Below are 25,862 nucleotides of genomic sequence, written 5' to 3'. Positions count from 1 at the left end.
CCGTCCTGTGCGAACAGGGCGGCTTGTTTTCTCGGTTATCCTTTTGTGAAACTCAAATCATGCCGACTCGGATGCTCCAGGTCGATCTGTCGAATCTTCCGCTCGTAATGTATCGTCGTGGCTGCCTGGGCAGCAATCGCACCAAAGAAAATGACGAGCCATAAGAGCAAGTTTGACTGCATGTCGTTCTTAAATAAGAAGTAGAATCCAATCGCCCCGAACAACGAGACGGCGTTGCGGCCAACGTACGTGCGACGAATGAACTTCTGAACGGTCCGTTCGTCCGTCAACCGTTGCATGAATCGGCTCTCGCGCCATTCTAGATAGATTAACACAACGAGCGCCGCTAAGAAGGCGATTCCATAACCTGTTTGAAACTAATTCATGACCAATAGCGCAAATGAGAGACCGACCGCGATGACGACCGATACGTGCAAGGGCATCCATCTTTTTTGATACAGTTGAATCGTCCGGATCCGTGCTTGTTTCTCCATTCGTAATCACCTCACTTCTATCTTACGTAAGAAAACTGGTTTTTGTTCCCTTTTTTAAGGATTTAGATTATTCTGATTAGAGGAAGATATTGAATGTAGGGGTGAAGGATAGTGACTTGCAACCAAATACGATTGTTTAGCGGACTCGCACTTCTCGTGACGGGCGTCGCTTTACTACTTAAGCGTTAACAAGCATTCGGGGCATCTGCCCGGATGCTTTTTTCATGTAAACTGAAAGAACAAACTTGAGGACGTATAAGCTCTACGTCCGTTAAGGAGGAATAGTGCATGTCAACATGGGACAAGCGGTTCAATACGGATGAGTATGTATATGGGGAAGCCCCGAATGCCTTTGTGAAGCAACAGGCACATCTGTTCAAACGAGGGATGCGCGTGCTCGCGATCGCCGAAGGGGAAGGTCGAAACGCGGTTTGGCTCGCAGAACAAGGAGTCAATGTGGACATGTGGGACTATTCGCAAGTCGGTCTCGACAAAGCAACCGGTTAGCGGAACGTCGCGGGGTCACTCTTCATACTCGTCTCGTCGATTTGGCTGAGGCCGATTGGCCGATAGACACCTATGACGCGATCGTCTGTATTTACGGACATTTCCCCGACAACGTGAAAAAGTCCGTCTTGGAAGGCGTGAAGCGGGCCTTAAAACCAGGTGGTTATTTTGTGACGGAAGTCTACAGTGAGGCGCAACTCGATTACGGGACGGGCGGCCCGAAACAAAAAGAACTGCTTTATGCGCCCGCTGACTTCTCCACACTAACGGATTCATTCAAAACGATTCACTTTTTCGACGGGACCGTGGAACGGTATGAAGGCGCGCTCCATAACGGCGAATCGGCGGTCTTGCAATATATCGGTCAAAAAGCAAGCACCCTATAAATAAACGAAAACCGACTCGCTAACCACGAGTCGGTTTTGTCATTGTGACATCAATGCCCCCGATACTTTCCAAGCGCACGCATATTCAACAAGTAGAGCACACCAGCGTAAACGATCAAGCCAAGTACATAGCCCCAAATTCCGGCGAAACCACTACCGTACACCATCACTTCTTTGATTGCCGTCGCCCCGTAAAAGATTGGCATGACATAGCTCAAGTTGCCGAGGCCGTATGGAATCAAGTCGAGCGGGATTAACCCTGAGAAAAATACTTGCGGGATGATCGTGAACGGGATCATCTGGACGACTTGGAGCTCAGAACGGGCGAACACCGAGATCGTCGCGCCGAACAAGACGGCTGTCCCGGCCATGAGAATCATCACGAGAAACACCCAGCCGATATTGCCGAGCGATGTCAGCCCGAGCACGTAAATCGTATAGAGGACGATGAAGACGGACTGGACGACCGCGAACACGCCATAGCCGAGCGTATACCCTAGAATGACCTGGCCACGTTTGATTGGTGTCATCAGGAGCCGTTCGAGCGTGCCGCCGCTCCGTTCTTTGACGAGCGCCATCGCCGATAGAATGAAGACGAAGAAGAACGAGAACAGTGACAAGAACACGTAGCCGAACGAGTCGAACGTCGATTGGCCTTCTTCCCCGTATACATAGTTCATCTCGATATCAGCCGCCGGATTCAACGCCGACAGCGCCGTTTGAATCTCTCGCACCGCCTTCGAGGACTTCGTCGACGGTTCTCGGAGCGTGATTGTTGTCCCTTCCTGCGTCGCTTCAAAGATCGCATCGATGTCCTTATTGTCTTCCAAGTATCCGAACGGGTCGTCGACCGTGTCCAACCGGACGTCGAGCGTCTCGGCTTCGAACGCCTCGACGAGTTGCGTTTGTGCGTTCTCATCAAGCACGACGACCGGCACGTAATCCGAGTCACCGAGGAGGAAGTAAACGAGCGTCAAAATCAAGAGTGGTGCGATTAAAATCAAGGCGACACTCCGCTTATCGTTGAGCGTCTGAAAAATGACGCGTTTCGCCAAGTTACGCACGATCCATCCCTCCTTCTCGACCGGCGATGAGGAATAGTTCCTCGACACGACCGTTCTCCGTCTGGTCCAACAGGTGCGGGACGGTATCGTAAGCGATCAAACGGCCGTTATAGATGAGCGCGGCCCGGTCACATTCGAGTACCTCGTCCATGACGTGCGTCGAGACGATGATCGTCGTCCCGTTCGCCCGAATCGCTTGAAACTGATCCCAAATCTGCCGGCGCAAGATCGGGTCGATTCCGACCGTCGGCTCGTCTAAAAATAAGACGTCGGGTTGATGGAGGATGGCAATCGCAAGCGAGAGCCGTTTTTTCATCCCGCCCGAGAAGTTACGGACGAGCTTTTTGCGGTCGTCCATCAAATCGACGAGCGTGAGCACTTCCGTGATGCGTTGTTGGAGCTTCGTTTTACCGAGTTTATAGATCGAGCCAAAAAACTCCAAGTTCGCCTCGGCCGACAAGTCGTCATACAATCCGTCGTTCTGGGGCATGAAGCCGATATTGTGGAGCATGCCCATGTTCGGCATCTTTGTTTCGCCGATGCGAATCGAACCTTTGTCCGCGGCTAAGGCACCGATCATCAGCCGAATGAGCGTCGTCTTTCCCGAACCGGACGGGCCGAGCAAGCAACAAATGTCGCCTGAGTTGATGGTAAAGCCGACATGGTCGATGGCCAATTGGTCACCGAACGATTTACTGATGTCGTTCAGTTGAATATCCATATTCATTCTCCTTTTCGATGCCATGTTCGAGTACACTGAATTAATAGACACCGTGTTGGTTTATAGGTTCAGTATAGACCTCAGTCGACATCCCAACAATCGGCAATATCAGCCATCGTGTCGGTTATCAGATAGTTTTCACTCAAGTGTTGGATAAAGGAGAATATTCAGATGGGACATGAAGATTTACGCATCACACGAACGAAACAATTGATTAAAAGCGCCTTCCTCGAATTGATTGACGAGCATGGGTTCGAGGCGGTCACCGTGAAAGCGATCACCGAACGGGCCGGTATCAATCGGGGCACGTTCTACAGTCACTATGTGGATAAGTTCGACTTGATGGAGAAGTCGATTGAAGTGATTTTCCATGAGGCCGAACTTAAACTCGTCAAAAACCTCCCTCACGTCTTCGGTGAAGAGCGCGGCGAATCATCCTATCAACTGCTCGTCCCGTTCATCCGTTTCATCGAAGACAATAAAATCTTGATGAAACCGCTCCTCAGACCGACCGGGGACCCGCAGTTCCAGGCCCGGCTCCGGTCGTACATGCATGCGGCGCTGTTCCATCGTTCCCCGACGGTCTTGTTCGACGAGACGAAGGCGCTCGTGCCGGCCGATTATTTAGTGTCTTACATCTCATCGGCCCATATGGGTGTCATTTACGAATGGCTCTATAGCGACCGTCCCGACACGGCCGAGGACATTGCCCGCATCATCTATACGATCACGTTCGAAGGGCCGCTCGTCGCGGGTGGTCTCCGTGCACATTGAAACTTTTACCGTTCCCTCCTGTACGTTAATATTTGGATAAAATACTTCTCAAATGGGTATGTATACGGAGAAGAATGTCTTTGGTTCATAAAAATTAACTGGTGACAGAAGGGCGGCTCGTCTATGCAAAACGTGAACAAGTCTGTGATTGTGATTGGTGGAGGTCTCGGAGGGATATCAGCGGCCATCTCGCTCGCTCAAAAAGGATATGACGTCTCCTTGTACGAAAAGAACGACCACATCGGCGGGAAAGTGAATCGGCTTGAACAGGACGGGTTCGGCTTCGATCTCGGCCCCTCAATTTTAACGATGCCGCAGATTTTCGAGAAACTGTTCGCAGGCAGCGGTAAGCGGATGGAAGACTATGTGCCAACTAAACGGCTCGACCTCGAGTGGCGCTCATTCTTCCCGGATGGCACCGTACTTGATCTCTATCATGATTTGGACAAGATGGAGCGCGCTAACCCGACGCTGTCGCGGAAAGACATGCGTGAGTATCGAGAGTTGTTGAAGTATGCCCAGCGTATCTATAAGACGACGGAGAAGAGTTATTTGAAGGAAGGGTTCGAGTCGCCGCGCGAAGCGGTGGCACAGACCGGTCTTTTCTCGACGTTGTTCGGCTTCGATTTAACGTCAACGATGTACGACGGGATTGCCAAACGAATCAGCAACCCGCATTTGCGGACGATGCTGTCGTATTACGTGAAATACGTCGGCTCATCCCCGTACAGCGCTCCGGCCGTCCTCAACATGATGATTTACATGCAGCACGCACAAGGCTGCTGGTATGTCGAAGGTGGGACGCATAAACTGGCGGAAGGATTGACGAAACTCGCTGAAGAGATTGGTGTGAAGCTCCATACCGGTCAAGGCGTCGTCCGGGCGCATACGTTGAACGGACAACTGACGGCGATTGAACTCGAGGATGGACGGCTACGCTCGGCCGACTATTTCGTCTCCAACATGGAAGTCATCCCGTTCTATCAAAAGATGGTCGAGGCGGATGAACAGTACGTCGACAAGCTCGTCGAAAAGTATGAACCAGCCAGTTCCGGTTTCGTGCTCCACCTCGGGGTGAACAAAGAGTACCCGGCCCTCGGCCACCACAACTTCTTCTTCTCGGAGAACTTGCATGAACAGATGGATAAGATTTTCGAGCAGCACGAGTTGCCGGACGACCCCACGATTTACTTGGTGAACGTCAATAAGACCGACCCGACACAGGCACCGCCCGGGCACGAGAACATTAAAATCTTGCCGCATATCCCGTATATCCAAGACGAGCCGTTCACTCCTGAACAGTATGCCGCCTTTGAAGAGCGCGTCCTCGATAAGCTCGAGCGCATGGGCTTAGACGGTTTGCGCGAACATACGGTGACGCGCGACGTCTGGACGCCGCATGATATCGAGCGCACGTACGGCTCGGACCGGGGCGCGATTTATGGGACCGTCGCCGATAAGAAGCAAAACGGCGGCTTTAAGCACAAGAAGCAGAGTGAACTGTACGACAACCTCTACTTCGTCGGTGGCACGGTCAATCCCGGCGGCGGCATGCCGATGGTGACACTGAGCGGCCAGCAAGTGAGCGATAAGATTGCGAAACGCGACAAAGTGAAATAATTTTCTTCAATCCCTCATTCGATGTGAGGGATTATTTTTTGAAACTTTTTCCAATCATTTTCCGTATATTGTGCTACGATACAACAATCACACCCAGCGGAGGAACAGGATGCATCAAATCACAAGTTATTTCTTTATGTATGCCAAAGTTGTCGTCACCGATAAGATTCCATTCATTTGGACACTCGGGATCCCACTCATTCTCGCCTTGACGCAGTCGTTTTCAGATATCCGCCAAGCGACGACAGCGGAATACTACCCAGGGCTCTCTTATTTCTGGGTGTATATTATTCTTGCTACATATGTGAACGGTGTCGGCATAGAACTCGCTCGCATGCGCGAATATGGACTGATGAAAACGTACGTGATGATTTCCGGGAACAAACTGACGTATGTCATCGCCGTCATCTTAGCACAGCTATTATTCGCCTCCATCAGCCTGCTTTTATTCACAACGGTCGTCACACTCGTACACGGGTTCTTCTCGTTCAAGTTGATTGCAACGTCTCTACTCGTATTGATCGGGAGTATCCCGTTCGCGGTTGCTAGTGTCGCCATCACGGCACTTCCAGTGAAAGTATCGAGTCTCGGGACGTTCGCGAACATTCTGATGTTTCCGCTCTTTTTATTGGCAATCAACTCACCTGATCAATGGTTCAGCTTCCTCAACCCGTTCTACGCGCTCCATGAATTCGCGCTCGGATTGCTGCACCTGACTACTCAAGTCGAACTCTCGTTTGGAGTATGGGCGACATTCCTTTCCGTACTCGGTTACTTCATCATCGGTGCGATTGCGTTGAAACGCTTCAGTCTCGTCTCACTCATCACACGCTAGGAGGTTCTTATGCACGTACACCAACTTACTTATCACTATCCGAAAGCGACGCGTCCTGTGCTCGACGGTGTCTCGTTCACACTGCAACCGAATAAGCTGAATGTCTTGATCGGACAAAACGGTGCCGGGAAGACGACACTCTTTGATTGTATGACCAGGACACTTTCAGTCGACAAAGAATCACTTGAACTCGTCCCGACGGCGGACATGTTGTATTTGACACAACTCATGTATAACCATCATGAGTTGACCGGAAAAGACCTCGCCTACTTTATCGGACGGTTATCCAAACGTCCCGATTTCAAAAAACTCGAGTCGTATGTGAACGGACTCTCGACCGCACGAGAGCAAGAATTGTTCGAACACTTATGGAAGATGAAACTCGGGAAAATGTCTGTCGGGGAGCGGAAATGGTTGTTCGTGACGTTACTCTCCTCGGTCAAGCGCTCCCTTTATCTGTTCGATGAACCGACGAGCGGGGTCGACCCGGTATCGCGGACCCACATCATGCGGCGGTTGCACCGTTTCGTCCAAGACGGACGGACGTGCCTCATCTCGACGCATCAGCTACATGACCTCTCGCAATTTGACGCACATGTCATCTTCCTCCACGCGGGACGTGTGTTATACGAAGGCGACTTCCAAGACTGGTTGCGCGCCTCCGGGACGACCGACCCGGACGAGGCGTTCGTCGCGATGGTCGAAGGAACGACGAATGATGTGGCGGTGACTCGATGACCGATTCATTTTGGGAACGACACCGCTTCAAGTTCTATACGATTGGCATGGTCATCTGCGGAATATTGGTGGGCATGTTTTCATAAGAAAAAGCATCTGACGTCGTGTCAGATGCTTCTTTTAGTTGCCTGAACTCGATTTTCCGATAATCAGCTTCAATACAAGAATGACTCCGCCTAACATGACAGCAAAGGTACCAAGCGACCAGAGCATGTCAAACACTCGTAGATCCATCGTCTTCCTCCTTATTTGAGCTGACGTTTCGCTTCATCGCGATGCGCCGTCCGCAGCTCATGATTCGTCACGTGCTCCGGGTCAATCAACTCGATTTTCCGGTTCACCCATACTGACAAGAAGATGAATGGGATGAACAGAGCGAGCAGCATGATTGCGAAAATGACGAGTGACCCTTCAATCGCCCAAGCGATGGCGATGAAGACCCCAAGCAGGATGACGTTTGCGAGCACGATGCCAAACTCGAGTCGCACGAACTTTTGATAGCGCGCGTCGTCATTGAATGTGAGCAGCAACTTTATCCGATGCCATGCCCGATAGAGACTTGGCAGCTGCGTCGCCATGATGATGATGGCGAACGTCGTGAGGGTGATGTCTTGGGTAAAGATGAAGTAAAAGGCGATCCCTAAAATTGCGAACGTGAGCAAGAGCGCCGTCCGGTTCACCTTTCGGTCGTTCTCGACCATTTGTTTCAGTCGTTCATTTTTATCAACCATAGTTAGGTACTCCCATCATGATGACTTTCGTTTTTTGTGCTCGAGTTGCGCCATGCCGAGTTCCGTCGCGGTCACATGCTCCGGGTCAATCGTTTTCAACTCACGGTCGATGCGAATCCCAAGCGCCAAGAACGTGATCAGACCGACGATAACGACGATGACGAGCGTGAGTAGCGTGATCCACCCGAGCATCGAGCTCGCAATCAACAATAAAAGAAACACGATGTTCCCGACGGCCATGCCGAATTCGGACCGGACTTTCTGTTGGTAGCGAGCGTCGTCGTTGAAGGTGAGCAGCAACTTCATCCGATGCCACCCTTTATACAGCACGGGTAGCTGTCCGACCAAGATGATCGGCAATAGCAAGAGGACGTCCGTCGCCCAAAAATAGATGATGAACAGTGCGATGATTCCTATCGTCGGGTACAACATTTGTTTTTGTCGCTTTCGATCGTTCTCCATCATGCGTTCAAGTCTTATGTTATGGTCAACCATCCAATCCCCCTAATCAAATCTCGTTACCTTCTTTTACGAAAGAAGAAGGTAACAGGTTTCACATTTTGTCCCACCCTCTCTTCAACCGTTCCCGTTTCGTAAAGCCAATCAAGCTATCCGTGACATGCTCGTGATCGATCCGAAGCAAGCGATAATCAAGCCATGTCTCAACCACCAACATGCCTGCAATCAACATCGCCGACAGTCCGCTGAACACGGACAATGCAAAGAATCCGGATACGTGTCCAAACGTTAGACCGAGCATACCCCATAACATCGCAATCGCGATGATGCCCTTCGCCCGAATCAATCGTTGGTAGGAGCAATGCTCATTGAATGTCAAAAGTGTACGTGTCTTCTGCCACGCTACGCGACTGAGCGGGACAGCCGTCATGATCAGAAAGGAGAAGACTGCAAGTAGCTGCAACGATGCATTGGTATAAATCCACCACCCCAGTCCTAGCCCTGCCGCGGCGGCCCATAACAAGTTAAACGCACCTTTTTTGGGAAGCATATATAACTGCTCGATTCGTTCTTCTCGTGTCACCATAAATGTATTCCTCCTTGAAACCAATTCGGACCGTTCACCGTATATACGAATAGCATACCAATAATTAGGAGGTATTTCGATGGATATTCTCATTTTAGCCATCCTGCTCGGCATCGTCTTCTTTATTGTGACCCGCTCTTATACCATCTATCCGTCATCGTTCGGAGACCGTTCCCCCGTTCAACCAAGCGCCTCGCTCACGACAAAATGCCCGCATTGCCAAACCGTCGTCAAACGGCAGGAACACGGGCAGACTTGTTCAACTTGTCGAAAATCCTTTTAGACGGCTTGCTTTGCTTTTTGGTGTGCCGTCTCTTTCTTCCCACTCAACTGAAACAACAGTACCCCGCCGACAATCAACACGATACCAAGCGCTGTCTTCCATGTGAACGGGATGGCTTCGAGCCCGAACCAGCCGAGCGTGTCCCAGAGGAGCGCGAATAGGATTTGCGACACCATGACGATTGAGATGGCATGGCTTGGTCCGAGCTGTTGGACGCCTTGCGTCACACTCATGACGACGCCGACCCCGATGATGCCGCTGAACCAGTACCACGTCTCCATCCCCGTGACGGCGAACAGACCCATTCCTTCACTGATCAATCCGACGAGTAGCGATGCCAGGAAACCGAGGGCGAGCACGAGCGTCGTCGTCGCCCACGCCCCGACCTGTTCTTTCACTTTGGCGTTAAACGTATTCTGCACACAGACGAGCATGCCGCCCATGACCGCGAGCATCATCCCAAGTGCCATGATGTGTCCTCCTCATTCATAAATACTCTCCCCAGCAACGGCAATCAGCCCGGCGCGATCAATGATTGCAATCGACCGACGATCCCGTTCAATCAATCCTTGCTCGACGAACCGCTTGAGTGTCCGGTTGGCGTGGCGATAACTCGTCCCAATCAAATCGGCGATATCGGTCAACTCATCGACGGTCGACCCGAGCGTCGTCTCTTCCGGTGTCATCGACAACAAATAGCTCGCAAGCCGCACGTCGACCGGATAGAACAAGTTGAAACTCAGCGATTGCGACTTCATCTCAAACTTCTTCGTGATGCCTTCGAGCAAATAATGCAACCACGTGACATCGTCTTTGGCGTGACGCGCGAGGTCCTCGAAGCGGACGACGATCATCTCGACCGGCGTGACCGCCTCGACCGTGTTCAAGAACGGTGTACGTCGGACGTATTCGATGTCGCCAATCAAATCGAGCGGATATTTGAACGACAAGACGAGCCGCTTCCCGGCCGCTGACGTGTGGGCCACCCGAATCTTTCCACTGACGAGAAAGTGGAGTTGTTCGGCCTTAGCGCCTTGTGTGCAAATCGCCTCCCCTGTCGCGTAACGGACGAGCTTAAGTTGAGGTCGAACGGCTAATGGGAGCACCCCATCCAACCCATACCGCTTCATGTAACGGTCAATCTGTTCCATCACGCGTCATCCTTTCAATACGAGAATCCCGACAATCATCATGACGACCCCGAGCAGTTGCGTCCGGTTCAAGTCACGGCGCAACATCCCGAACCAGCCGCGCCAGTCGATGACAAGTGCGAGGGCAAGCTGGGCGATGAGAAACAATGAAATCGTCAACGTGACGCCGAGTTCATGCACGGCCGTCATATTGCTGAACAAGATGAACGCGGCGAACGCGCCCCCTGACAAATAGAGCGGCTCGACGCGACGCATGTGGACGTACGTCCGATCGCGAACGAGAAGCATAATCATGAGCGCAACGACGAAGCCCGTCAATTGCGTCAACGTCGCAGCTTGCCACGTCCCGATACTCGAACTGATGCGAGCGTTGGCGACGCTCTGTAGCGTTAAAAAGAAGCCGCCACTGATGGCGAACAGTACTCCGCGCATGATGTCTCTCCTCCCTTATGACAATCGAATCAGCATGATCCCGATGACCATGACGAGTAAACTGACGAGTTGTATCCCAGTGATCGGGTTCTTCGCAGCACCAAACCAACCGAAGCGGTCGATGAGCAAACTCCCGCATAGCAAGCCGACAATGACGATGACGACAGTGATTCCGGTCCCGACCATTGGTACGATTAAGACGTTCCCACCGATGAACAGTGCCCCGATGATACCACCGAGCCAAATCCACCACGGCTGACCGCGTAGTCCGCGCCATTCGACGCTCGGCCGCAAGACGAGCAAGATAAGCAGTAACGTGACCGTCCCGACGACGAACGAGACGAGCGCCCCTTTCAAAGCTGATTCGAGCACCGTTCCTAAATAACCGTTGATGGCCGTCTGTGTCGCACTCATCATCCCGGTCCCGATTCCGACGAGACGCCAAGCGTTCAAATTGCCCGTTCCTGTCTGCGACGAGGCGATCAGTTTGCCGCGACGACGATTAATCCAGTCCGTGAGCGCGACCGTCCCGACGACGCCGAGCAACACGAGCAAAGCCCCGAATACGCGCCACGGTGTGAGGACGTTGACGGCTGAATGGAACCAGCCGAAGTGGTCAATCAACAGTCCCATCAAAATCTGTCCGAAAATCGGCATGATGACGGTCTGGACACTCCCGAGCCTCGGGAACAGCAAAATGTTCCCCGTTAAAAAGATGACCCCCAACAAACCACCCGACCACATCCAAAGTGGTTCTCCTTGGAAAATGGATGATTCAATCCCGAACGACTGCCCGGTGAGCAGTAACGTGAGCGTTAAAAAGGTCGTCCCAATCGCGAATGACAGGAACGACGCGACAAATGGTGACCCGACGATGGTGCGCAGACGCGAGTTCACGCTCGTCTGCATCGGCAACAAAATCCCGATGACGAGTCCAATAACAATGGCTAACATTTTCTCTTCCTCGATTCTCTCTATATACTGTTGTACGTGTTAAGCTTACTCCCCACACACTTTAGCATAAAGGACCGATGTCCTGAAATGTGAAAAAAGACGAGTTCCGACTATCAGGAACTCGTCTTTCGGTGCGTATAGCGCTCAGTTTTCGCTTCGTTGAACATCCGATTCGTGACGTGGTGTATATCAAACGTCAGCACCACTCGGTTGACCATGTATGGGAACAGCAAACCGCCGATCATGCCACCCGACAAGGTGGACACTAGTGTCCAAATATTAATGACGCCAGTATGATAACAAGCTAGCGCACAGAGAGCGATGAGAAATGCGAACCACTGCACCACATAATCCGCATACACCCAGCGCCGATAGCGAGGATCTGGATTAAATGTCAGCAATAGTTTTGTCTTCCTCCATTCGACGCATAGTTGCGGCAAGTACAGCGCGAACACGATCAACGGTAAGTAAATCGATGTCTGATAAGAGATGAACGCGACGACGATGAGGTTAAAGAAGAGGCCCCAGTAGCGCCAGTGCCACGTCGCATCCTCATGTGCGAGCAAACGCTCGATTCGTTCCTGTTTCGTCAACATCTTCATAGCAATCCACTCGCTGTTGCCAATTCAGAGCGGACCGGTTGAGCTGCATCCGCGCTTTGGACAGTTTCATTGAAGCGTTTATACAGAATCGGCAATAGGAAGGAAATCCCAATGACGAGAACCCACGTCCACCAAGGGGCCACCAGTTTATAACTCGCCACGCTACCGACGATGAAGACGTACCATCCGCTTAAAATTCGATAGACATTCCGCGTCGCCATTCGTGCTCCGCTTTGATCAGATAGACGAGCAAACGTCTCTCCTTCTTTCAGCAAATACACGATTGAACCGCTGGCGAACAAACCCATCAATCCTAAGCCAACCCACCAAATATGATCCGCGAGCAACGTGACAAACAATAGTCCAGGGACAGGAGCGAATAGCATGTCTCGTCGCCGCTTCCTTTGCTCACGGTATCGATTCATTTCGTCAATCCGTTGTTGTTTCGTCATACGATTCCATTCCTTTTCTAATCATTGATTCCATCAAGCCGACGCTTCAGCTTCTCGCGATTGGCTTTGGCCAGCATGTTCGACGTGACGTGTTCCGGGTCGAGTTTGAGCAGTTTTCGATCGATCCACAGCGGTAACAAGACTGAAGGTGGTGCCCCGATGGCCACCGCCCACATCAACACGTCCGGATGGATCTGTCCCGTTAAAAACAGTGCAATCAGACTGAATAATAAGATGAACGTGAAAACGAGTAAAGAAAACTGTAGCTTAATGAGACGGCGATACGTCCAGTCATCATTGAACCGAAGATAGAGGACGGTTTGTTTCCATTCGAAAAACAACGTCGGGATGAGACTAACCACCGCAATCACGCCAGAATAAGTCGTCTGCATCATGAAATAGAGCGCACTCACAAAGATGACGACACTGCTCCCAATCATAAAACGACGATACGTCGTATTGATTTGTAACAACGCTTCAGTCCGGGCTTCCCTATTCATCGAGTACCTCCTCAGTCTCTGACGTGGTCGAGTCGAATCTCACGCAGCATCGGATGCTCCGGGTCGATGTCACTCAATCGCTCGTCTTGTTTTCGAATCAAACGGTATCCCCCATACAACACACCGATTGTCAGCACCACTATCCACGCATACATCCAACCGAGGTTAAGCGTCAGCGCAAACGATAAAATGAATACGACGAACAGCGCAAAGATAAATCCATTCCGACGGGCGATGATGGTTTTGGCATTCTCTCGTTCGGTTAACTCGGTCTCGATTCGGTTCGCCTTGAAGAAGATTCCTCCCAGCAGCAAGAGACAGACGAGTACGCCGGCCACGTACCAACCGTTCCATGAATTCGACTGAATCACTCCGACGAGACAAAACACCATCGGAAACGTGAGCAGACTTTGAAATACGGCCGTCTTTACATTGGTTTTATAAATCAAATTGATGCGTTGTTGTTTGGTCATCGAATCCCCCCTTAAAAGCTTTCTCGTTTGACGTCGCGACGCCTCGGTTGCTCAGGATCGATCCGCTTTACTTTCTCATCAAGCAGCCGCTCGACAATTACTAGCGCCAACGCTGCAAGGGAGAAGATGAAAAATGGGACCCAACTGATTGTTTCGAGCTTCAGGAGCAACGGGAAAAACAAACAGCTGAAGACAACCATCATATAGTCGAACACATATTGAATGTGGATGACCCGCTTCGCTCGAATGTGGTCTGTGAAACTGCTCATGAATCGACTTTCCCGCCCAATCATCACGCCGTACGCTAACAGCGACACGACCATCAAACTTCCGTACATGAGCGATCGTGTCTCAGTTTGCAGAAAGAAGAAAAGCAATACCCCAATCGGAATCGCAAAACCGAGTCGTACGAGAAGCCATTTCCGGTTTGCGGTAACCATTTGCTTCAAACGCTGATGTTTATTCATCTTCTTCACCTCTTATCCCACTATACGATTCCACCAGAAAAAAAGTTCCGTTTTTTTACAATTGTCTTGTAGTAGCCAACTCGCTTGACGAACCCGTGACTTCGCTATATAGTTTAGTTAACTTAACTATATTAAAAGGCAGAAAGACTGAGGTTTTCTTTATGAATTTGCTACAAAATCCACGCTTCGTATTCACGTGGTTATCCGGCATGACGCTCACGCTCGGCTTCTCGATTTTCTTCTTGAGCGTGTCGTGGCTCACAATCGATGTGCTGAAGCAACCGGCCCTCCTCGGGATTATCATGACCGCCGTCTCATTGCCGCGCGTCGTGATGATGATATTCGGCGGTGTGTTCGCCGACCGATTCCAAAAGAGTCAGCTCTTGTTTTTGACGAACCTCGGGCAAGGTCTTCTCATGGTCGCGGTCGTGACGCTCCATCTTGCGGACGCGTATTCGGTGTTCGCCTTAATTATGATTTCCATCGTGTTCGGACTGCTCGACGGCATGTCCTATCCGGCGTTGTCTTCCTTGATCCCGTCGCTCGTCAAACAAGAAGAGCTACAACGCGCCAACTCGCTCTTCCAAGGGACGCTCGAGCTCATGTTCGTTTTCGGCCCCTTCCTCGCCGGAGCGTTACTCACATGGGGCGGCTTCGGGCTCAGCTTCGGGACGGCAGCCGTCTTGATTTTCATCGCCGCTATCTTGATTATGCCGCGCTTGATTCGTGACTCGATTCCCCTCGCCCGTGCGATGTCGCTCGGTGATGTTATCTTCGACTTGAAAGAAGGCATTCGTTACGTCTCAAGCACACCGATTTTGCGGAGCGGGACGCTGTCGATTGCCATCGTCAACTTGTTCGTGATGGGACCACTCATCATGAGCATCCCGATTCTCGTCGGTGAACGGGGCGGCAACGCGTTTGATTTGAGTTTGATTGAAGGTGGACTTGCTGTCGGGACGTTCGTGGCGAGTTTTCTCGTCCTGTTGTTCCGCTCGGTCCATCGTGGACGCTTCGTCTTCCGCGTCCTGTTTTTGACGATTGGGGCCTTCTTCCTCTATACGCAGGCGCAGTCCATCACGCTTCTCGCCTTGGCTGCGGCCGCGAGCGGGTTTATGTTGATGCTCGTCTATTTGCCGACGGTCACACTCATGCAAGAACATAGCGACCACGACAAAATCGGACGCGTCATGAGCATCATGGCGCTCGCTGCGTCAGGCTTAGAGCCGATCGCATTCGCCGTCCTGTCGATTTTGGTCGCCTTGGCTGTACCGATTCAAACGTTACTCATCTCGTTTGGTATAATCGGATTAGTATTCAGTATCGTGTTATACGTACGGAGCCAGACGTTCCGTGACACGCGATGAAAGGAGAACAATCATTGAAGGACACACGCAAACAGCAAGTCATCGAGATGTATCGTCAAATCGACGAGCTCGACTTGTTGTTCACCAAATACTTTACCGAGTTGAACGAATTCGAACTCAGTTACCAGCAAGAACAGATGTTACTCCTGTTCAAACGACAAGACACATGGACGACGACCGAGATTGCGACAAAGATGAATATCTCGAAGAGTGCGGTCAGCCAAGTGCTCAAAGTGCTCGAACAGCGTCGGTTCGTCCAGAAAGAGAAGAACCCGGACAACTTGCGCGAGAGCTTCATCCGTCTCGGCCCAATCGGTGTGGAGTACTCGAAACAAATCGATGCCATCGAGGAACGGCTCGCTGAAGAGATGTTCTCCGTGCTCGAAGACGACGAGATGACGATGATCAATCGTTCGCTCGCGCTGATGATTAAAAAGTTCAAATGAAAAATGCGTATCGTCCCGACTCGGGAGGATACGCATTTTTGGTTAAAGTTGCTCGACGACACGTTCCGCTGCCCGGAGCGCGCCTTCAATGTGACCGCCGAACAAGGAGTCCGTCTCCGTCCCAGCGAGTGAAAGCCGTCCTTCCCAAGCTGGGTCGAACGCGATCGGCTCATAGACAGGGAAGTCGGTCAACGGCACCCCATCTTGAACAGTGGCCGTATGCCGGTCACTCGACCAATCGACGTATAAGACGTCTCGCGGCTGTCTCGCCTCTTCCCCGAACAGGCGCACGAGTTGATCGATGACGCGACGATTCAGCTCGTCCCGGTCGAGTACCGAGCGTTCGGCAGCAGACAACCGAAAGAAGCCGAATAACGCGGCCAGTCCGCCCGGTTGTGAGGCGTCATGAATCTCCTGCAACACCCCGGCCCAGCTCATGCCTTGACCAGATTGACCACTGTCTCGCCAAAACGGGCGGTCATACACGGCGAGTACTTTCGCCTGTCCAGCCATCCAGGTCGGAGTGTCTGCCTGCTTCGACTTCGTCGTTTCAGACAGTTCCGGGTGAAAGGTGATGCGTGAGACGAGTCGTGGCGGGATGGCTAAGATGACGTGTTCGAACGCTGTTGTCTGTCCGCCTTCGAGCTCGACCAATATCTCGTCTTCCGCCTGTTGAATTGAGGTGACGGTCGACTCGAGTTGAATTGTCCCTGCCGGTAGTGTCGAAGCGAGCGCCGTCGTCAAGCTGGCCATGCCCCCGATGAATCGCATCGACGGGACGGTGTGGCCAGGCGGGAGCGTATGGCGTTCGATGACACCGAACTGGCGCTCGAGCATCAAATCCCCGGTCGTGTGTTGAGAGAACGTCGGGAGACCGAGTCGTTCGATCAGTTGCGTGATTGTCGTCTCCGTCTCTGGCCAATACCAGGTCGGGCCGAGGTCGAACCCGTCATGGCTCAACACACGTCCCCCGATACGGTCACGCGCCTCGAACACGGTGACGTCATAGCCTTTTTCAGTGAGGAGCGACGCGGCATACAAGCCGCTCACGCCCGCCCCGATGATGGCGATTGATTTGGTCATATAAATACTCCTTCTCTATACGTGGTGCTCCCATTATACTGAAAAAGACGAATATACATAATTTGGGCGCACCACTCAGGAAAGGGCGTTACGACGTGAAGCGTGTCTTCTATTACATCTTATTTCCTTACATCTTATTAATGCGAGGATTATATCGATTTATCAAAACGGAAAGTACAATGTCTTATGCATTCATGCTGATCTTTGTTCCTGCCCATATCCTTATCATCGGATATGGCCTCCAAGTGTCGCTTTTACTAGAAACCGTTTTTAGAATTTATCTTTTGGCAGGATTGTTCACCCCAATGTATTACTTCGAATCGGATGTCAGGCGCAAACGCACTAAACCGGGATACGTTCCGATTGATGAAACCAAATAGCGTATTAAAACGTATTCAATTAGAAAGGATACGTTTTTTTGTTTCTTATATCGATTAAAAAGCAGAATCCGTAAATTACATAAAGGGGAGGAAGACAGAATGAACATAGCATTCGTCTCGTTATTCGGCTTATTGGTGACATTCATGCCGATTATTCTAGCCATCACCGTCATCGTGATGGTCATGAAATTTATGAACCGTTATGAACAGCGTGCTGATGAACGGCTTGAGCTTGAGCGTCAAGTAGCCGCTCGTCAACAAGAGCAATTCAACGTGTTAGTAGAACGACTCGATCAAATTGAAGAGAAGATGGAGACTCGCCCATAAGTCAAAAGGAGTGTTTAAATGGATTGGACCACGATCATGTTGACTGCCTCATTGATTTTGAACGCCTTCTTGCTCAATATCATTGCGCAACAAGCAAAAGAGATGAGTGCATTGAAACGAAAACAACTCCATACAGAACCAATCGTGCAAGATGCTGAGTTTCATGCGTCGATTAAAGAAAAAATCGATACGATTGGAATGATTCCGACCGTGAAATTCTTGCGTGAGACATATGACCTGTCGTTGCTTGAAGCGAAACAATTGGTCGATCGGGTAAACGAAAGGGAGTAGCGCGCGCTACTCCCTTTTTCCAGCTTTTATGAGTTGAAGTAACCGACTTTTCCTCTGGCGTACACTTTGTGCGTCACGTGCTCAGGGTCAACTTTGCCGAGTCTTTGATCGAGCCGAGACGACGCAATGATTCCGATTCCATAAGTACCGGTTGCGACAACCGTCACACTGATTAGTTCCGGATTGAGCAGTAGCGTCAAGATCAATACAACATATGCTCCAATCAGTCCAAATGCTGTCCACCATTCGAGACGCACAAGCCGCTTATACTCGGCGGACTGGTTGAAGCGCAGCAATGTGTTCGTCCTAGCCCCTATTTTCACGAGACCGACAGATGGAAACACTAGAAGGAACCAGATGAATTCAGCGAGACGACGTTCGCCAATCATCATCAAGGTCACACTGATTCCTGTAATCAGTGCAAACAGAATGATTGCCTGACGGGTCGAGCGCTTGCCGCTTTCATACAAATGATTGAACCGTTCGCGCTGCGTCATGGAACCAGACTCCTTTTGTTCAACTAATTTCTTTCAACCCAGTTTGGTCTCGCCACTGGAACGGTATCGATTTCTTCAAACCAAGTCGATAGCCGAGACGCCACACAAATCCTCGAATCCGGTCCAACCAACTGTCACTCAAGTCTTGGAACGGCATGACGGCCCGGACGTGATGGAGCTCGATACGATGAATCACGTATTGATAGCTAGGTGCCGCTATCGACCGATTGACCGCCATCTTTTCGCACCACTTCTGGTCAAAGAGTCTCTCCCAAGACTTTCGCGTATACGCTGGAGTGGGTTCTTCCTCGGTGTCGAATGCTTCGGCTGTATCAAATAAAGCAGAGTTGTGTAGAACAAAATCCCAAAATGAAATTTCCGAAGCCAACACTTGATCATCCGGTAATTCAACCGTCAACACCACACCTTTATTCCCCGATCCGATCCGTTTTCCGGTGCCTAGGTCAGGAAACTCGTCCCGACACCAAACCGGATAGTTCCCATTCAGCGGAATCCCGACTCGCTGCTCATATTGTTCGACCATCCAGTCATAAGCCGGTTTGAAAAATTCAAATCCTTCGTCATTGAACATGGCGTAGTGAGGATCACCTTGTAGATACCCTCGCTCCAATGCTACTTTCCAAGCGTCTCCATGCTGACACGTATAATAGATGCCCATATTCATTAACCCTTTCCACATTTGTTCTTTTACCACTTTATCCGATTTCACATCAAAACGTAGTGAAAATAATGGTCAGGGTTAATCGGTCGATTACAACTTAGGCGTTCGGACTCGGATACTTCACAGCATTTTTCTCGAGCTTCTCTTCAATCGCCTGCGACACATTGATCCCCGCCGCATGAGCGAACGTCAGCGCGTAGATAAGGACATCCGCGAGTTCTTCTTTCATCTCGACGCGTTTCGTCTCGAGCGCTTCTTCGCTCGACACCCATTGGAACAACTCTAATAGTTCGCTCGCCTCGAGCGATAACGATAACGCCAAGTCTTTCGGGTTATGGTGGAACGCCCAATCGCGCTCGTCTCGGAATTCAATCACTTTATCCATCAGTCGTTGTACTTCGTTCATCTCCACGTTCACTCCCCTTGAATGCGTTTTTATCATTTTCAAATTATCTCCAGTTTAGCATAGCCTTATTCCAATTCGTTACTCAAGTCTTCTATGAATCAATGGTATAATCCCACTAAAAAGGGAGGGATTCGGTGCTTACGTTCAACAACGTCTCTGTTCGCCAACAAGACACGCTCATCCTTGAACATATCTCGTTCACCATCAATCCGGGTGAAGTCGCAGCCATCCACTGCGGCGTCACTTCCCGGGAAATATTGTTCGCATTATTGACGGACTCGCACGCGAACTACTCCGGGACCATCGATACACAAAATTACACGCTTTCGGTCTTCTCCATCCGTGACGGCTTATATGACCGGTTGACGGTCGAGGAGTATTTGCGTTTCACGCATACGCTCTACGAATCGACGGAATCGCTGGATACAGTCCTGCAAACCGTTCAACTCACCCCATATCGGAACAAACGATTAAATCGGCTCAGTCTGTCGCTCGTCCGGCGCGTCCAATATGCGGCGCTGCTCTTACATAATCGGGACATCTATGTGCTTGAAGAACCGGATCAAAACGTCGACCAAGAGACACGGCACTTGTTCGCGACCGTCTTGATGCAACTGAAGCAGCAACAAAAAGCCATCCTGCTCCTGACGAGCAACATGGAGAGTGCCCTGTTCGTCACGTCGACCGTCTATCGGATCGACCACCGGCACTTGCGCCTGCTCGACGTAGAACCGGATGAACCGGATGCGAACGAAGACGTCACGCCAGAGGTGATGCACGTCCGCTTCGAGAAGATTCCGACGAAAGTGAACGAGAAAATCGTGTTACTCGACCCTCCGGAAATCGACTACATCGAGAGCCAGGACGGACAATCCGTATTGCACAGTCAGTCCGAGCAGTTCCCGAGCGTCTTCACGATGAACGAGCTCGAGACGCGTCTGACCCCATACGGCTTCTTCCGCTGCCATCGGTCGTACATCGTCAACCTTCAACGCGTGCGAGAAGTCATCACGTACACGAAGAACAGTTTCAGTCTCGTGCTCGATGATTCGGCGAAGACGACCATCCCGCTCTCGAAGACAAAAATGGCCGAATTGAAGACAATGATCGGGCTGAAATAGGCTCCATTCACTGTCCGATTTGCTCCACTCAGTCCTCAAGAAGCGCCATTTATGGCCATTCTAATGCGCCCCACTCTTCCTCTCGATACGATGTAAGCAGGAAATACGACATCACCAAGGAGGAACGAGCGATGCAGGATATTATCACCGTGAATCAATTGAAAAAGCTGTTCGGGAACGAAGAAGCGTTACGCGACGTGACGTTTTCTGTTAAAAAAGGAGAGGTGTTCGGGTTCCTCGGACCGAGCGGATCCGGGAAGACGACGACCATCAAAATCTTGACGTCCCAACTCGCGCAGACGTCAGGTGACGCCACCGTGTTCGGCGTCCCGGTCTCGGAATTGAAACAAGAACAGTATCGGAAGCGGATCGGTGTGTTGACCGATAACAGCGGCCTATACACGCGCCTTTCGATCGAAGAGAATCTACAGCTCTACTGCGACCTATACGACGAGCCACGCACACGAATCGACGATGTGCTCCAGACAGTGAACTTGGCCGGGGAACGCAAAAAACGCATCTCCGCCTTATCACGCGGGATGCTGCAACGAGTGACACTGGCCCGGGCGTTGTTACATGAACCGGAACTGTTGTTTTTAGATGAACCGACGTCCGCACTCGACCCGGTCAACTCGCGCCACATCTATAAAGGCATCGAACGGTTGAAGGCAAAAGGGACGACCATCTTTTTGACGACGCACGACATGAACGAGGCCGAGGAACTGTGCGACCGCGTCGCGTTCTTGCATCAAGGGGAGATTCAATTGCTCGACGCCCCAAAACAATTGCGCCGGAAATATGCGAACGGCTCGATGCGCGTCGAACTGCATGACGGGGAAACGGTGGACTTGAAACAAGGAAAAGACGGGGCCGACTGGCTCCATCCACAAATGCGCGACCAAAATATCGCGGCCATTCATTCAAACGAGCCGACGCTCGGGGATATCTTTATCGAAGTGACAGGGAGGAAATTATCATGACATTTTCAATGAAACGGGCACTCGCCATTTTCCAGAAAGACTATAAAGACTTGTCGCGGAACTTATTCGTCTCGTCGACGTTGATTATGCCGCTGTTCTTCGCCGTCTTCTATTCACAGCTCGGCGGAGAAGGCATCGACGTGACGTACTTCGTTATCAACATCACGTTCAGCCTCGTCGCGACGTTCGTCCAGTGCGCCTTGATTGCCGAAGAGAAAGAGAAGAACACGCTCCGCGGGCTGATGTTGTCGCCAGCGAGCACGCTCGACATCTTACTCGGAAAGAGCGCGCTCACGTTCGTGACGACACTCATCCTCATCGCGGCGTGTGTCTTTATCATGGGATACAGCCCGGCGAACCTTCTCGTCATCTCACTCGCACTCATCGTCTCGACATTCTTCTATATCGGGATTGGGACGATTCTCGGATTGATGACGAAGACGGTCATGGAAGCCTCGCTCATCGTCATGCCGGCGTTTTTCTTCTTCTCGTTCTCACCGATGCTGTTGGTATACGAGGACCGCTTCTCCATCATCGGTCTCCTCGAGTACTTGCCGAACATCGTCTTGATCGACCTCGCGCATCAAATCGAGGCGGGAGCAGGACTTGGCTCTACATGGGTGGAGCTTGCGGTTCTGTCGGCTTGGGCACTTGTCGTGTTCGTTGGAAGTATTGTGATGTATAACCGGAAACAGACAGACTAAAAAGCGACGATATTACTCGTCGCTTTTTTTCTATGTTCAATTCAAAATCTGATGGATTTTATGCGTCAACCACACCTTATGGTGATGAGCCGATTTGAATTAATAAACACTTAGGTTTCAATATAGTTGTAGAATAAGTATAATTAAAGAGATTGTTCAAAAAGAATTCTTAACACTTCAATTTATTCATCAATTGAAAACTATCTATTTTTGCCATGTTTTCTTTATTTCTTTGTTATATGAAGTCCATTTCGTTTGTTTTGTTTAAAATATATGTACTTACTGTATATTTATACTTTGTTTTTGACGTCTAAAGAATAATCGCACCAAAAGACGAGTGGAGAGATAAGTATGGAAAGAATTAAAAAATTCCTTTTATTATTGTTTCTGATGGTGTTTACTTGTTTGACAGTTGCTCCAACTGTTAATTTTGCAGTTCATGGTAATGAGATAACAGCAAAAAATGGGGTACTTGATTTACGTGATATAAATTTTGAAGAGCACAATTATATAGAGATGAGTGGGGAGTGGGGTTTATATTGGAACAAATTCCTCAAACCAGAAAAAGTACCGGATAATCCCTCAACTTTTGTTTCATTTCCTCATAGGTGGATGGGTTCTGAAATGAACAATGAGACATTACCAGGTGAGGGACATGCCACATATACACTTAAAATAAAAGTAAATGAAGAGAGCTTATCAACTCATAAGGGCCTTTATGTACCGCTTATTTCGAATGCATCGAAACTATGGATCAATGGGAAATTAGTGAGTCAAATTGGTGAAATTGGTATGAGCTCAAAAGATGAACGTCCAACCTATAATCCACAAGTCATCACTCTTGATTTAGATAAGCCAGAATTTGATCTAGTTTTACAGGTTTCCAATTACTCTGCACGAAACGGTGGAATTTGGGGAGAGTTTTTATTCGGAAATGCAGAAGAATTAATAAGTATGGCTGAGAAACGAATGCTTAAAGAAATGTTTATTATTGGTGGTTTAACTATTTTCGGATTTTACCATTTTGTTATTTATATTCTACGTAGAACAGATCGAGCTGCTCTCTATTTTGGGATTCTTTGTTTACTAATTGCTCTTCGCTCGCTGATAGTCGGCGAGGTAGTTTTAACCGATCTACTCCCTAATTTCTCTTGGGAATGGCACAGAAAAATCGAATATTGGACGATTTCAATCGCGTTTCCAGTATTTTTATTGTTTCTTAATGCAATGTTTCTTAACTATATAAAAAAATCCATTTTACAAATGTCCTTTTTTATAAGTTTACTTTATTCTTTATTTGTCTTATTTACACCTGCTAAAGTTTTTTCGTATACGATTAACTTTTATCAACTGATCATGACAGCGATGATGTTGTATGTACTTTTTGAATTGACCAAAGCGTGGAAGCGAAATGTTCCAGGTGTAAAGGTTTTATTGATCTCAACCGTCATTTTTACTGGTACAGCCTTAAATGATATCCTTTATTATAATGAATGGATTCATACAGGTGATTTTACAAGTGTTGGATTATATATCTTTGTCTTTGCTCAGTCTATCGTTCTTGCTATTAAATATGCATCTACCTTTCAAAAAGTTGAAACCTTGTCTATTCGTTTAGGAGAACTAAATAACACCCTTGAGGAAAAAGTGCAAATAAGAACTTCTCAACTGGAGCGATCACAAAATGAACTAAAACAACTGAATCAGAAGCTCGAAATTCTTTCAAACATTGATACTCTAACAAATGTTCCGAATAGACGGTCACTCAACCAAAATTATGAAGAGGTTTGGGAGATGAACAAGGATTTATTGAAACCAATTACGGTATTTATGATCGATATAGATTGTTTTAAGCTTTTTAATGATACATATGGTCATCAAAAAGGTGATGAGGTACTAAAATTAGTCGCTCAATCATTGAAAAATAGATTGGATATGGTTGGAGGATTCTTTGCAAGGTATGGCGGAGAAGAATTCTTTGCTTTATTAGATGGGAAATCCGTTGAAGAAGCCGTTGATATAGCTAAAGATATGAATGATGTCATTCATAAATTAAAAATCCAACATAAAACTTCAACGGTTGCAGATACAATAACAATTAGTATCGGAATTGCCCATTCTACTTCTGCAAATCTAGTAGAAAAAGAGCAACTAATCAGTAAGGCTGACGAAGCTCTTTATCGTTCAAAACAAATTGGCAGAGATTCCATATCATTGTTTTATCAGAATGAAATTAAACATCTGTAAGTATCTCGATATTGTGGAGAAAATCTAACATAACAGACTAAATTATATTGGAATTCACAAATATATCCCATAATATCTCGCTTGAAAAAGCATAGAGTTTATGGATCTGAGCTTTTCCAAATCTCTATCTTAATCTTTATATGGTATACTTTAACGGAATTAAGTGGAAATTAAACCTATTATGAACTTTACTGTTTGGATTAGATAAACTTATGTAAAAACTATAGGAGTATTTTTAAAACCGCATTTCGTATGCTCTAATATCTTCAATCTTCGCTATATCATCTGAATGCGGTAATGTATTACTATTAAGTACTTTTAAAGAAAGAATAAGCTTACTTTTTTGGTTCGGAGAACTCCATACGAGGAGTATCCCTGTTCTCTTTTTAAGATGTAATGTACTGACATATTCATTTAAATTTCATGATTATTATCGTTAACTATTTCTAGCATGTATTGTTCATTATCATTATAATTGATTATTTCTATTTCACTTACAATAGCATGTACACATAAACTCACTTTAAGATTCTTTAATGGAATTTGAATATTGGGTAGTACTTTCTAAGTAGTGCTGATTCGTAAATGAAGAGCCTAACCCATTTTGATTAAGATTTAGGCTCTTTCTAGAATTGTTCTGTTAAATTATACGATGGCGTGCTAGTTCCTATGCATCATGTTCACTCAGTATTAACTATATTTCTATCCCCATCTAATTTAAATTCACTACATACCTGATATAATAATAATTTTAATGACCGACGGTTTGTCAAATTAAGCGCAACACTTCCTCGGTGAAGGCCTCGTGTGCGGTTTTCCAGTCCAGGCACTTTCTCGGTCGCCCGTTGATCTTGGCCAGCGCATCCGCGAGTTCACCGTCACCGACCTGCGCGAAGTCCGTTCCTTTCGGGAAGAACTCGCGGAGGATCCCGTTGGCGTTCTCGTTGCTCCCCCGTTGCCACGATGAATACGGGTCGGCGAAATACATCGGCACGCCGAGCGACGCCTGGATGTGTATTTTGCAATACAAATGTGGTTCTTACGCAATGTTGGTGAATGATGATGAGCAATCGCCCGAAGGTGGTCGCTCATTTTTTTGGAA

At 48.9% G+C, this 25,862-nt stretch carries 34 protein-coding genes and 1 pseudogene; 15 read left to right on the top strand and 20 right to left on the bottom strand.

Annotated features, from left to right (window positions below; genetic code table 11):
* Positions 1 to 35: 35 nt before the first annotated feature.
* The gene (locus KNP64_RS13125; protein WP_214793856.1) at positions 36 to 335 is read right to left on the bottom strand and encodes a hypothetical protein; all 300 of its coding nucleotides are present in this window, start codon (positions 333 to 335) and stop codon (positions 36 to 38) included.
* A 447-nt stretch (positions 336 to 782) separates the two neighbouring features.
* On the opposite strand from KNP64_RS13125, the gene KNP64_RS15005 reads away from it, so the two are divergent.
* Together KNP64_RS15005 and KNP64_RS13120 are read left to right on the top strand one after the other, a co-directional pair.
* Entirely contained in the window at positions 783 to 1,001 is a 219-nt protein-coding gene (locus KNP64_RS15005; protein WP_371815355.1) for a class I SAM-dependent methyltransferase, read from the top strand.
* Complete coding sequence (locus tag KNP64_RS13120) at positions 959 to 1,387, top strand: class I SAM-dependent methyltransferase (protein ID WP_371815356.1); 429 nt, start codon at positions 959 to 961, stop codon at positions 1,385 to 1,387. The genes KNP64_RS15005 and KNP64_RS13120 overlap by 43 nt, the downstream gene beginning before the upstream one ends.
* Positions 1,388 to 1,437: 50 nt before the next feature.
* Here KNP64_RS13120 and KNP64_RS13115 read toward each other — a convergent pair whose 3' ends face one another.
* Together KNP64_RS13115 and KNP64_RS13110 are read right to left on the bottom strand one after the other, a co-directional pair.
* Positions 1,438 to 2,451, bottom strand: coding sequence for an ABC transporter permease (locus KNP64_RS13115; protein WP_214709475.1), 1,014 nt, complete (start codon positions 2,449 to 2,451; stop codon positions 1,438 to 1,440).
* Positions 2,444 to 3,172, bottom strand: a complete 729-nt coding sequence (locus tag KNP64_RS13110) for an ABC transporter ATP-binding protein (protein ID WP_214764531.1) — start codon at positions 3,170 to 3,172, stop codon at positions 2,444 to 2,446. The genes KNP64_RS13115 and KNP64_RS13110 overlap by 8 nt, the downstream gene beginning before the upstream one ends.
* A gap of 171 nt (positions 3,173 to 3,343) precedes the next feature.
* Here KNP64_RS13110 and KNP64_RS13105 point away from each other — a divergent pair, with 171 nt between their 5' ends.
* The 4 genes from KNP64_RS13105 to KNP64_RS13090 all read left to right on the top strand — a co-directional run bounded on the left by KNP64_RS13105 (position 3,344) and on the right by KNP64_RS13090 (position 7,139).
* On the top strand, positions 3,344 to 3,946 hold the full coding sequence (locus KNP64_RS13105; RefSeq protein ID WP_214793859.1) for a TetR/AcrR family transcriptional regulator: 603 nt from the start codon (positions 3,344 to 3,346) through the stop codon (positions 3,944 to 3,946).
* Between the two features lie 123 nt (positions 3,947 to 4,069).
* Positions 4,070 to 5,566, top strand: coding sequence for a phytoene desaturase family protein (locus KNP64_RS13100; protein WP_214793862.1), 1,497 nt, complete (start codon positions 4,070 to 4,072; stop codon positions 5,564 to 5,566).
* A gap of 109 nt (positions 5,567 to 5,675) precedes the next feature.
* Complete coding sequence (locus KNP64_RS13095) at positions 5,676 to 6,401, top strand: hypothetical protein (protein ID WP_214793865.1); 726 nt, start codon at positions 5,676 to 5,678, stop codon at positions 6,399 to 6,401.
* 9 nt (positions 6,402 to 6,410) lie between these two features.
* A complete protein-coding gene (locus KNP64_RS13090) occupies positions 6,411 to 7,139 on the top strand; it encodes an AAA family ATPase (protein ID WP_214793868.1) in 729 nt (242 codons plus the stop codon).
* A 245-nt stretch (positions 7,140 to 7,384) separates the two neighbouring features.
* Here the strand turns inward: KNP64_RS13090 and KNP64_RS13085 are convergent, their stop codons facing one another.
* Genes KNP64_RS13085 through KNP64_RS13075 form a run of 3 tightly spaced genes read right to left on the bottom strand, consistent with a single transcriptional unit; the run spans position 7,385 to position 8,915 of the window.
* Positions 7,385 to 7,870, bottom strand: a complete 486-nt coding sequence (locus tag KNP64_RS13085; protein WP_214793871.1) for a hypothetical protein — start codon at positions 7,868 to 7,870, stop codon at positions 7,385 to 7,387.
* Positions 7,871 to 7,885: 15 nt separating this feature from the next.
* Complete coding sequence (locus tag KNP64_RS13080) at positions 7,886 to 8,365, bottom strand: hypothetical protein (protein WP_214793874.1); 480 nt, start codon at positions 8,363 to 8,365, stop codon at positions 7,886 to 7,888.
* 58 nt (positions 8,366 to 8,423) lie between these two features.
* On the bottom strand, positions 8,424 to 8,915 hold the full coding sequence (locus tag KNP64_RS13075; protein ID WP_214793877.1) for a hypothetical protein: 492 nt from the start codon (positions 8,913 to 8,915) through the stop codon (positions 8,424 to 8,426).
* Between the two features lie 79 nt (positions 8,916 to 8,994).
* Here KNP64_RS13075 and KNP64_RS13070 point away from each other — a divergent pair, with 79 nt between their 5' ends.
* On the top strand, positions 8,995 to 9,198 hold the full coding sequence (locus KNP64_RS13070; RefSeq protein ID WP_214709453.1) for a hypothetical protein: 204 nt from the start codon (positions 8,995 to 8,997) through the stop codon (positions 9,196 to 9,198).
* Here the strand turns inward: KNP64_RS13070 and KNP64_RS13065 are convergent.
* From KNP64_RS13065 to KNP64_RS13025, 9 genes are all read right to left on the bottom strand, one after another.
* The gene (locus KNP64_RS13065; protein ID WP_214793880.1) at positions 9,195 to 9,668 is read right to left on the bottom strand and encodes a DMT family transporter; all 474 of its coding nucleotides are present in this window, start codon (positions 9,666 to 9,668) and stop codon (positions 9,195 to 9,197) included. The genes KNP64_RS13070 and KNP64_RS13065 overlap by 4 nt on opposite strands.
* A gap of 12 nt (positions 9,669 to 9,680) precedes the next feature.
* Positions 9,681 to 10,349: a Crp/Fnr family transcriptional regulator gene (locus KNP64_RS13060; RefSeq protein ID WP_214793883.1), complete on the bottom strand. Its 669-nt coding sequence runs from the start codon at positions 10,347 to 10,349 to the stop codon at positions 9,681 to 9,683.
* Between the two features lie 6 nt (positions 10,350 to 10,355).
* The gene (locus KNP64_RS13055) at positions 10,356 to 10,781 is read right to left on the bottom strand and encodes a DMT family transporter (protein WP_058765626.1); all 426 of its coding nucleotides are present in this window, start codon (positions 10,779 to 10,781) and stop codon (positions 10,356 to 10,358) included.
* 15 nt (positions 10,782 to 10,796) lie between these two features.
* Positions 10,797 to 11,735 carry a DMT family transporter gene (locus KNP64_RS13050; RefSeq protein ID WP_214793886.1) on the bottom strand — a complete coding sequence of 313 codons (939 nt, stop codon included), beginning with the start codon at positions 11,733 to 11,735 and terminating at the stop codon, positions 10,797 to 10,799.
* Positions 11,736 to 11,848: 113 nt separating this feature from the next.
* Positions 11,849 to 12,337, bottom strand: coding sequence for a hypothetical protein (locus KNP64_RS13045; RefSeq protein WP_214793889.1), 489 nt, complete (start codon positions 12,335 to 12,337; stop codon positions 11,849 to 11,851).
* On the bottom strand, positions 12,334 to 12,789 hold the full coding sequence (locus tag KNP64_RS13040; RefSeq protein WP_214793892.1) for a hypothetical protein: 456 nt from the start codon (positions 12,787 to 12,789) through the stop codon (positions 12,334 to 12,336). The genes KNP64_RS13045 and KNP64_RS13040 overlap by 4 nt, the downstream gene beginning before the upstream one ends.
* A 17-nt stretch (positions 12,790 to 12,806) precedes the next feature.
* The gene (locus KNP64_RS13035) at positions 12,807 to 13,289 is read right to left on the bottom strand and encodes a hypothetical protein (protein WP_214793895.1); all 483 of its coding nucleotides are present in this window, start codon (positions 13,287 to 13,289) and stop codon (positions 12,807 to 12,809) included.
* A gap of 11 nt (positions 13,290 to 13,300) precedes the next feature.
* Positions 13,301 to 13,762 (bottom strand): hypothetical protein, encoded by a 462-nt coding sequence (locus tag KNP64_RS13030; RefSeq protein WP_214793898.1) that lies wholly within the window; start codon positions 13,760 to 13,762, stop codon positions 13,301 to 13,303.
* Between the two features lie 11 nt (positions 13,763 to 13,773).
* Positions 13,774 to 14,229, bottom strand: coding sequence for a hypothetical protein (locus KNP64_RS13025; protein WP_214793901.1), 456 nt, complete (start codon positions 14,227 to 14,229; stop codon positions 13,774 to 13,776).
* 161 nt (positions 14,230 to 14,390) lie between these two features.
* On the opposite strand from KNP64_RS13025, the gene KNP64_RS13020 reads away from it, so the two are divergent.
* Positions 14,391 to 15,596, top strand: coding sequence for an MFS transporter (locus KNP64_RS13020; RefSeq protein WP_214793904.1), 1,206 nt, complete (start codon positions 14,391 to 14,393; stop codon positions 15,594 to 15,596).
* 14 nt (positions 15,597 to 15,610) lie between these two features.
* Positions 15,611 to 16,042, top strand: a complete 432-nt coding sequence (locus tag KNP64_RS13015; RefSeq protein WP_251126453.1) for a MarR family winged helix-turn-helix transcriptional regulator — start codon at positions 15,611 to 15,613, stop codon at positions 16,040 to 16,042.
* Between the two features lie 42 nt (positions 16,043 to 16,084).
* On the opposite strand, the gene KNP64_RS13010 is transcribed toward KNP64_RS13015, so the two are convergent.
* Entirely contained in the window at positions 16,085 to 17,125 is a 1,041-nt protein-coding gene (locus KNP64_RS13010) for a flavin monoamine oxidase family protein (RefSeq protein WP_214793909.1), read from the bottom strand.
* Positions 17,126 to 17,604: 479 nt separating this feature from the next.
* Between KNP64_RS13010 and KNP64_RS13005 the strand changes: the two genes are divergently transcribed.
* A complete protein-coding gene (locus KNP64_RS13005) occupies positions 17,605 to 17,832 on the top strand; it encodes a hypothetical protein (protein ID WP_128123914.1) in 228 nt (75 codons plus the stop codon).
* Between the two features lie 18 nt (positions 17,833 to 17,850).
* Positions 17,851 to 18,123, top strand: a complete 273-nt coding sequence (locus KNP64_RS13000; protein ID WP_214712058.1) for a hypothetical protein — start codon at positions 17,851 to 17,853, stop codon at positions 18,121 to 18,123.
* Positions 18,124 to 18,149: 26 nt separating this feature from the next.
* On the opposite strand, the gene KNP64_RS12995 is transcribed toward KNP64_RS13000, so the two are convergent.
* The 3 genes from KNP64_RS12995 to KNP64_RS12985 all read right to left on the bottom strand — a co-directional run bounded on the left by KNP64_RS12995 (position 18,150) and on the right by KNP64_RS12985 (position 19,708).
* Complete coding sequence (locus KNP64_RS12995) at positions 18,150 to 18,620, bottom strand: hypothetical protein (protein ID WP_214756800.1); 471 nt, start codon at positions 18,618 to 18,620, stop codon at positions 18,150 to 18,152.
* A 19-nt stretch (positions 18,621 to 18,639) separates the two neighbouring features.
* Positions 18,640 to 19,299, bottom strand: a complete 660-nt coding sequence (locus KNP64_RS12990) for a DUF3841 domain-containing protein (protein WP_214793912.1) — start codon at positions 19,297 to 19,299, stop codon at positions 18,640 to 18,642.
* A gap of 100 nt (positions 19,300 to 19,399) precedes the next feature.
* Positions 19,400 to 19,708 (bottom strand): nucleotide pyrophosphohydrolase, encoded by a 309-nt coding sequence (locus tag KNP64_RS12985; protein ID WP_214793915.1) that lies wholly within the window; start codon positions 19,706 to 19,708, stop codon positions 19,400 to 19,402.
* Between the two features lie 134 nt (positions 19,709 to 19,842).
* Here KNP64_RS12985 and KNP64_RS15000 point away from each other — a divergent pair, with 134 nt between their 5' ends.
* The 4 genes from KNP64_RS15000 (at position 19,843) to KNP64_RS12965 (ending at position 24,760) form a co-directional block, all read left to right on the top strand.
* Entirely contained in the window at positions 19,843 to 20,829 is a 987-nt protein-coding gene (locus KNP64_RS15000) for a LytTR family transcriptional regulator DNA-binding domain-containing protein (protein ID WP_214793918.1), read from the top strand.
* Positions 20,830 to 20,960: 131 nt separating this feature from the next.
* Positions 20,961 to 21,809, top strand: a complete 849-nt coding sequence (locus tag KNP64_RS12975) for an ABC transporter ATP-binding protein (RefSeq protein WP_214793921.1) — start codon at positions 20,961 to 20,963, stop codon at positions 21,807 to 21,809.
* Complete coding sequence (locus KNP64_RS12970) at positions 21,806 to 22,513, top strand: ABC transporter permease (protein WP_214793924.1); 708 nt, start codon at positions 21,806 to 21,808, stop codon at positions 22,511 to 22,513. Before KNP64_RS12975 ends, KNP64_RS12970 begins: the two co-directional genes overlap by 4 nt.
* 351 nt (positions 22,514 to 22,864) lie before the next feature.
* Positions 22,865 to 24,760 (top strand): sensor domain-containing diguanylate cyclase, encoded by a 1,896-nt coding sequence (locus tag KNP64_RS12965; RefSeq protein ID WP_029596190.1) that lies wholly within the window; start codon positions 22,865 to 22,867, stop codon positions 24,758 to 24,760.
* 769 nt (positions 24,761 to 25,529) lie between these two features.
* On the opposite strand, the pseudogene KNP64_RS12960 reads toward KNP64_RS12965, so the two are convergent.
* Positions 25,530 to 25,766 (bottom strand): annotated as a pseudogene (locus tag KNP64_RS12960) (IS30 family transposase); the annotation flags it as partial.
* Between the last annotated feature and the right edge of the window lie 96 nt (positions 25,767 to 25,862).

This window comes from Exiguobacterium sp. s64, assembly GCF_018618035.1.
Lineage (GTDB): Bacteria > Bacillota > Bacilli > Exiguobacteriales > Exiguobacteriaceae > Exiguobacterium > Exiguobacterium mexicanum_A.
The sequence above is the reverse complement of the archived record's forward strand: the minus strand, read 5'-3'. Positions and strand labels throughout refer to the sequence as shown.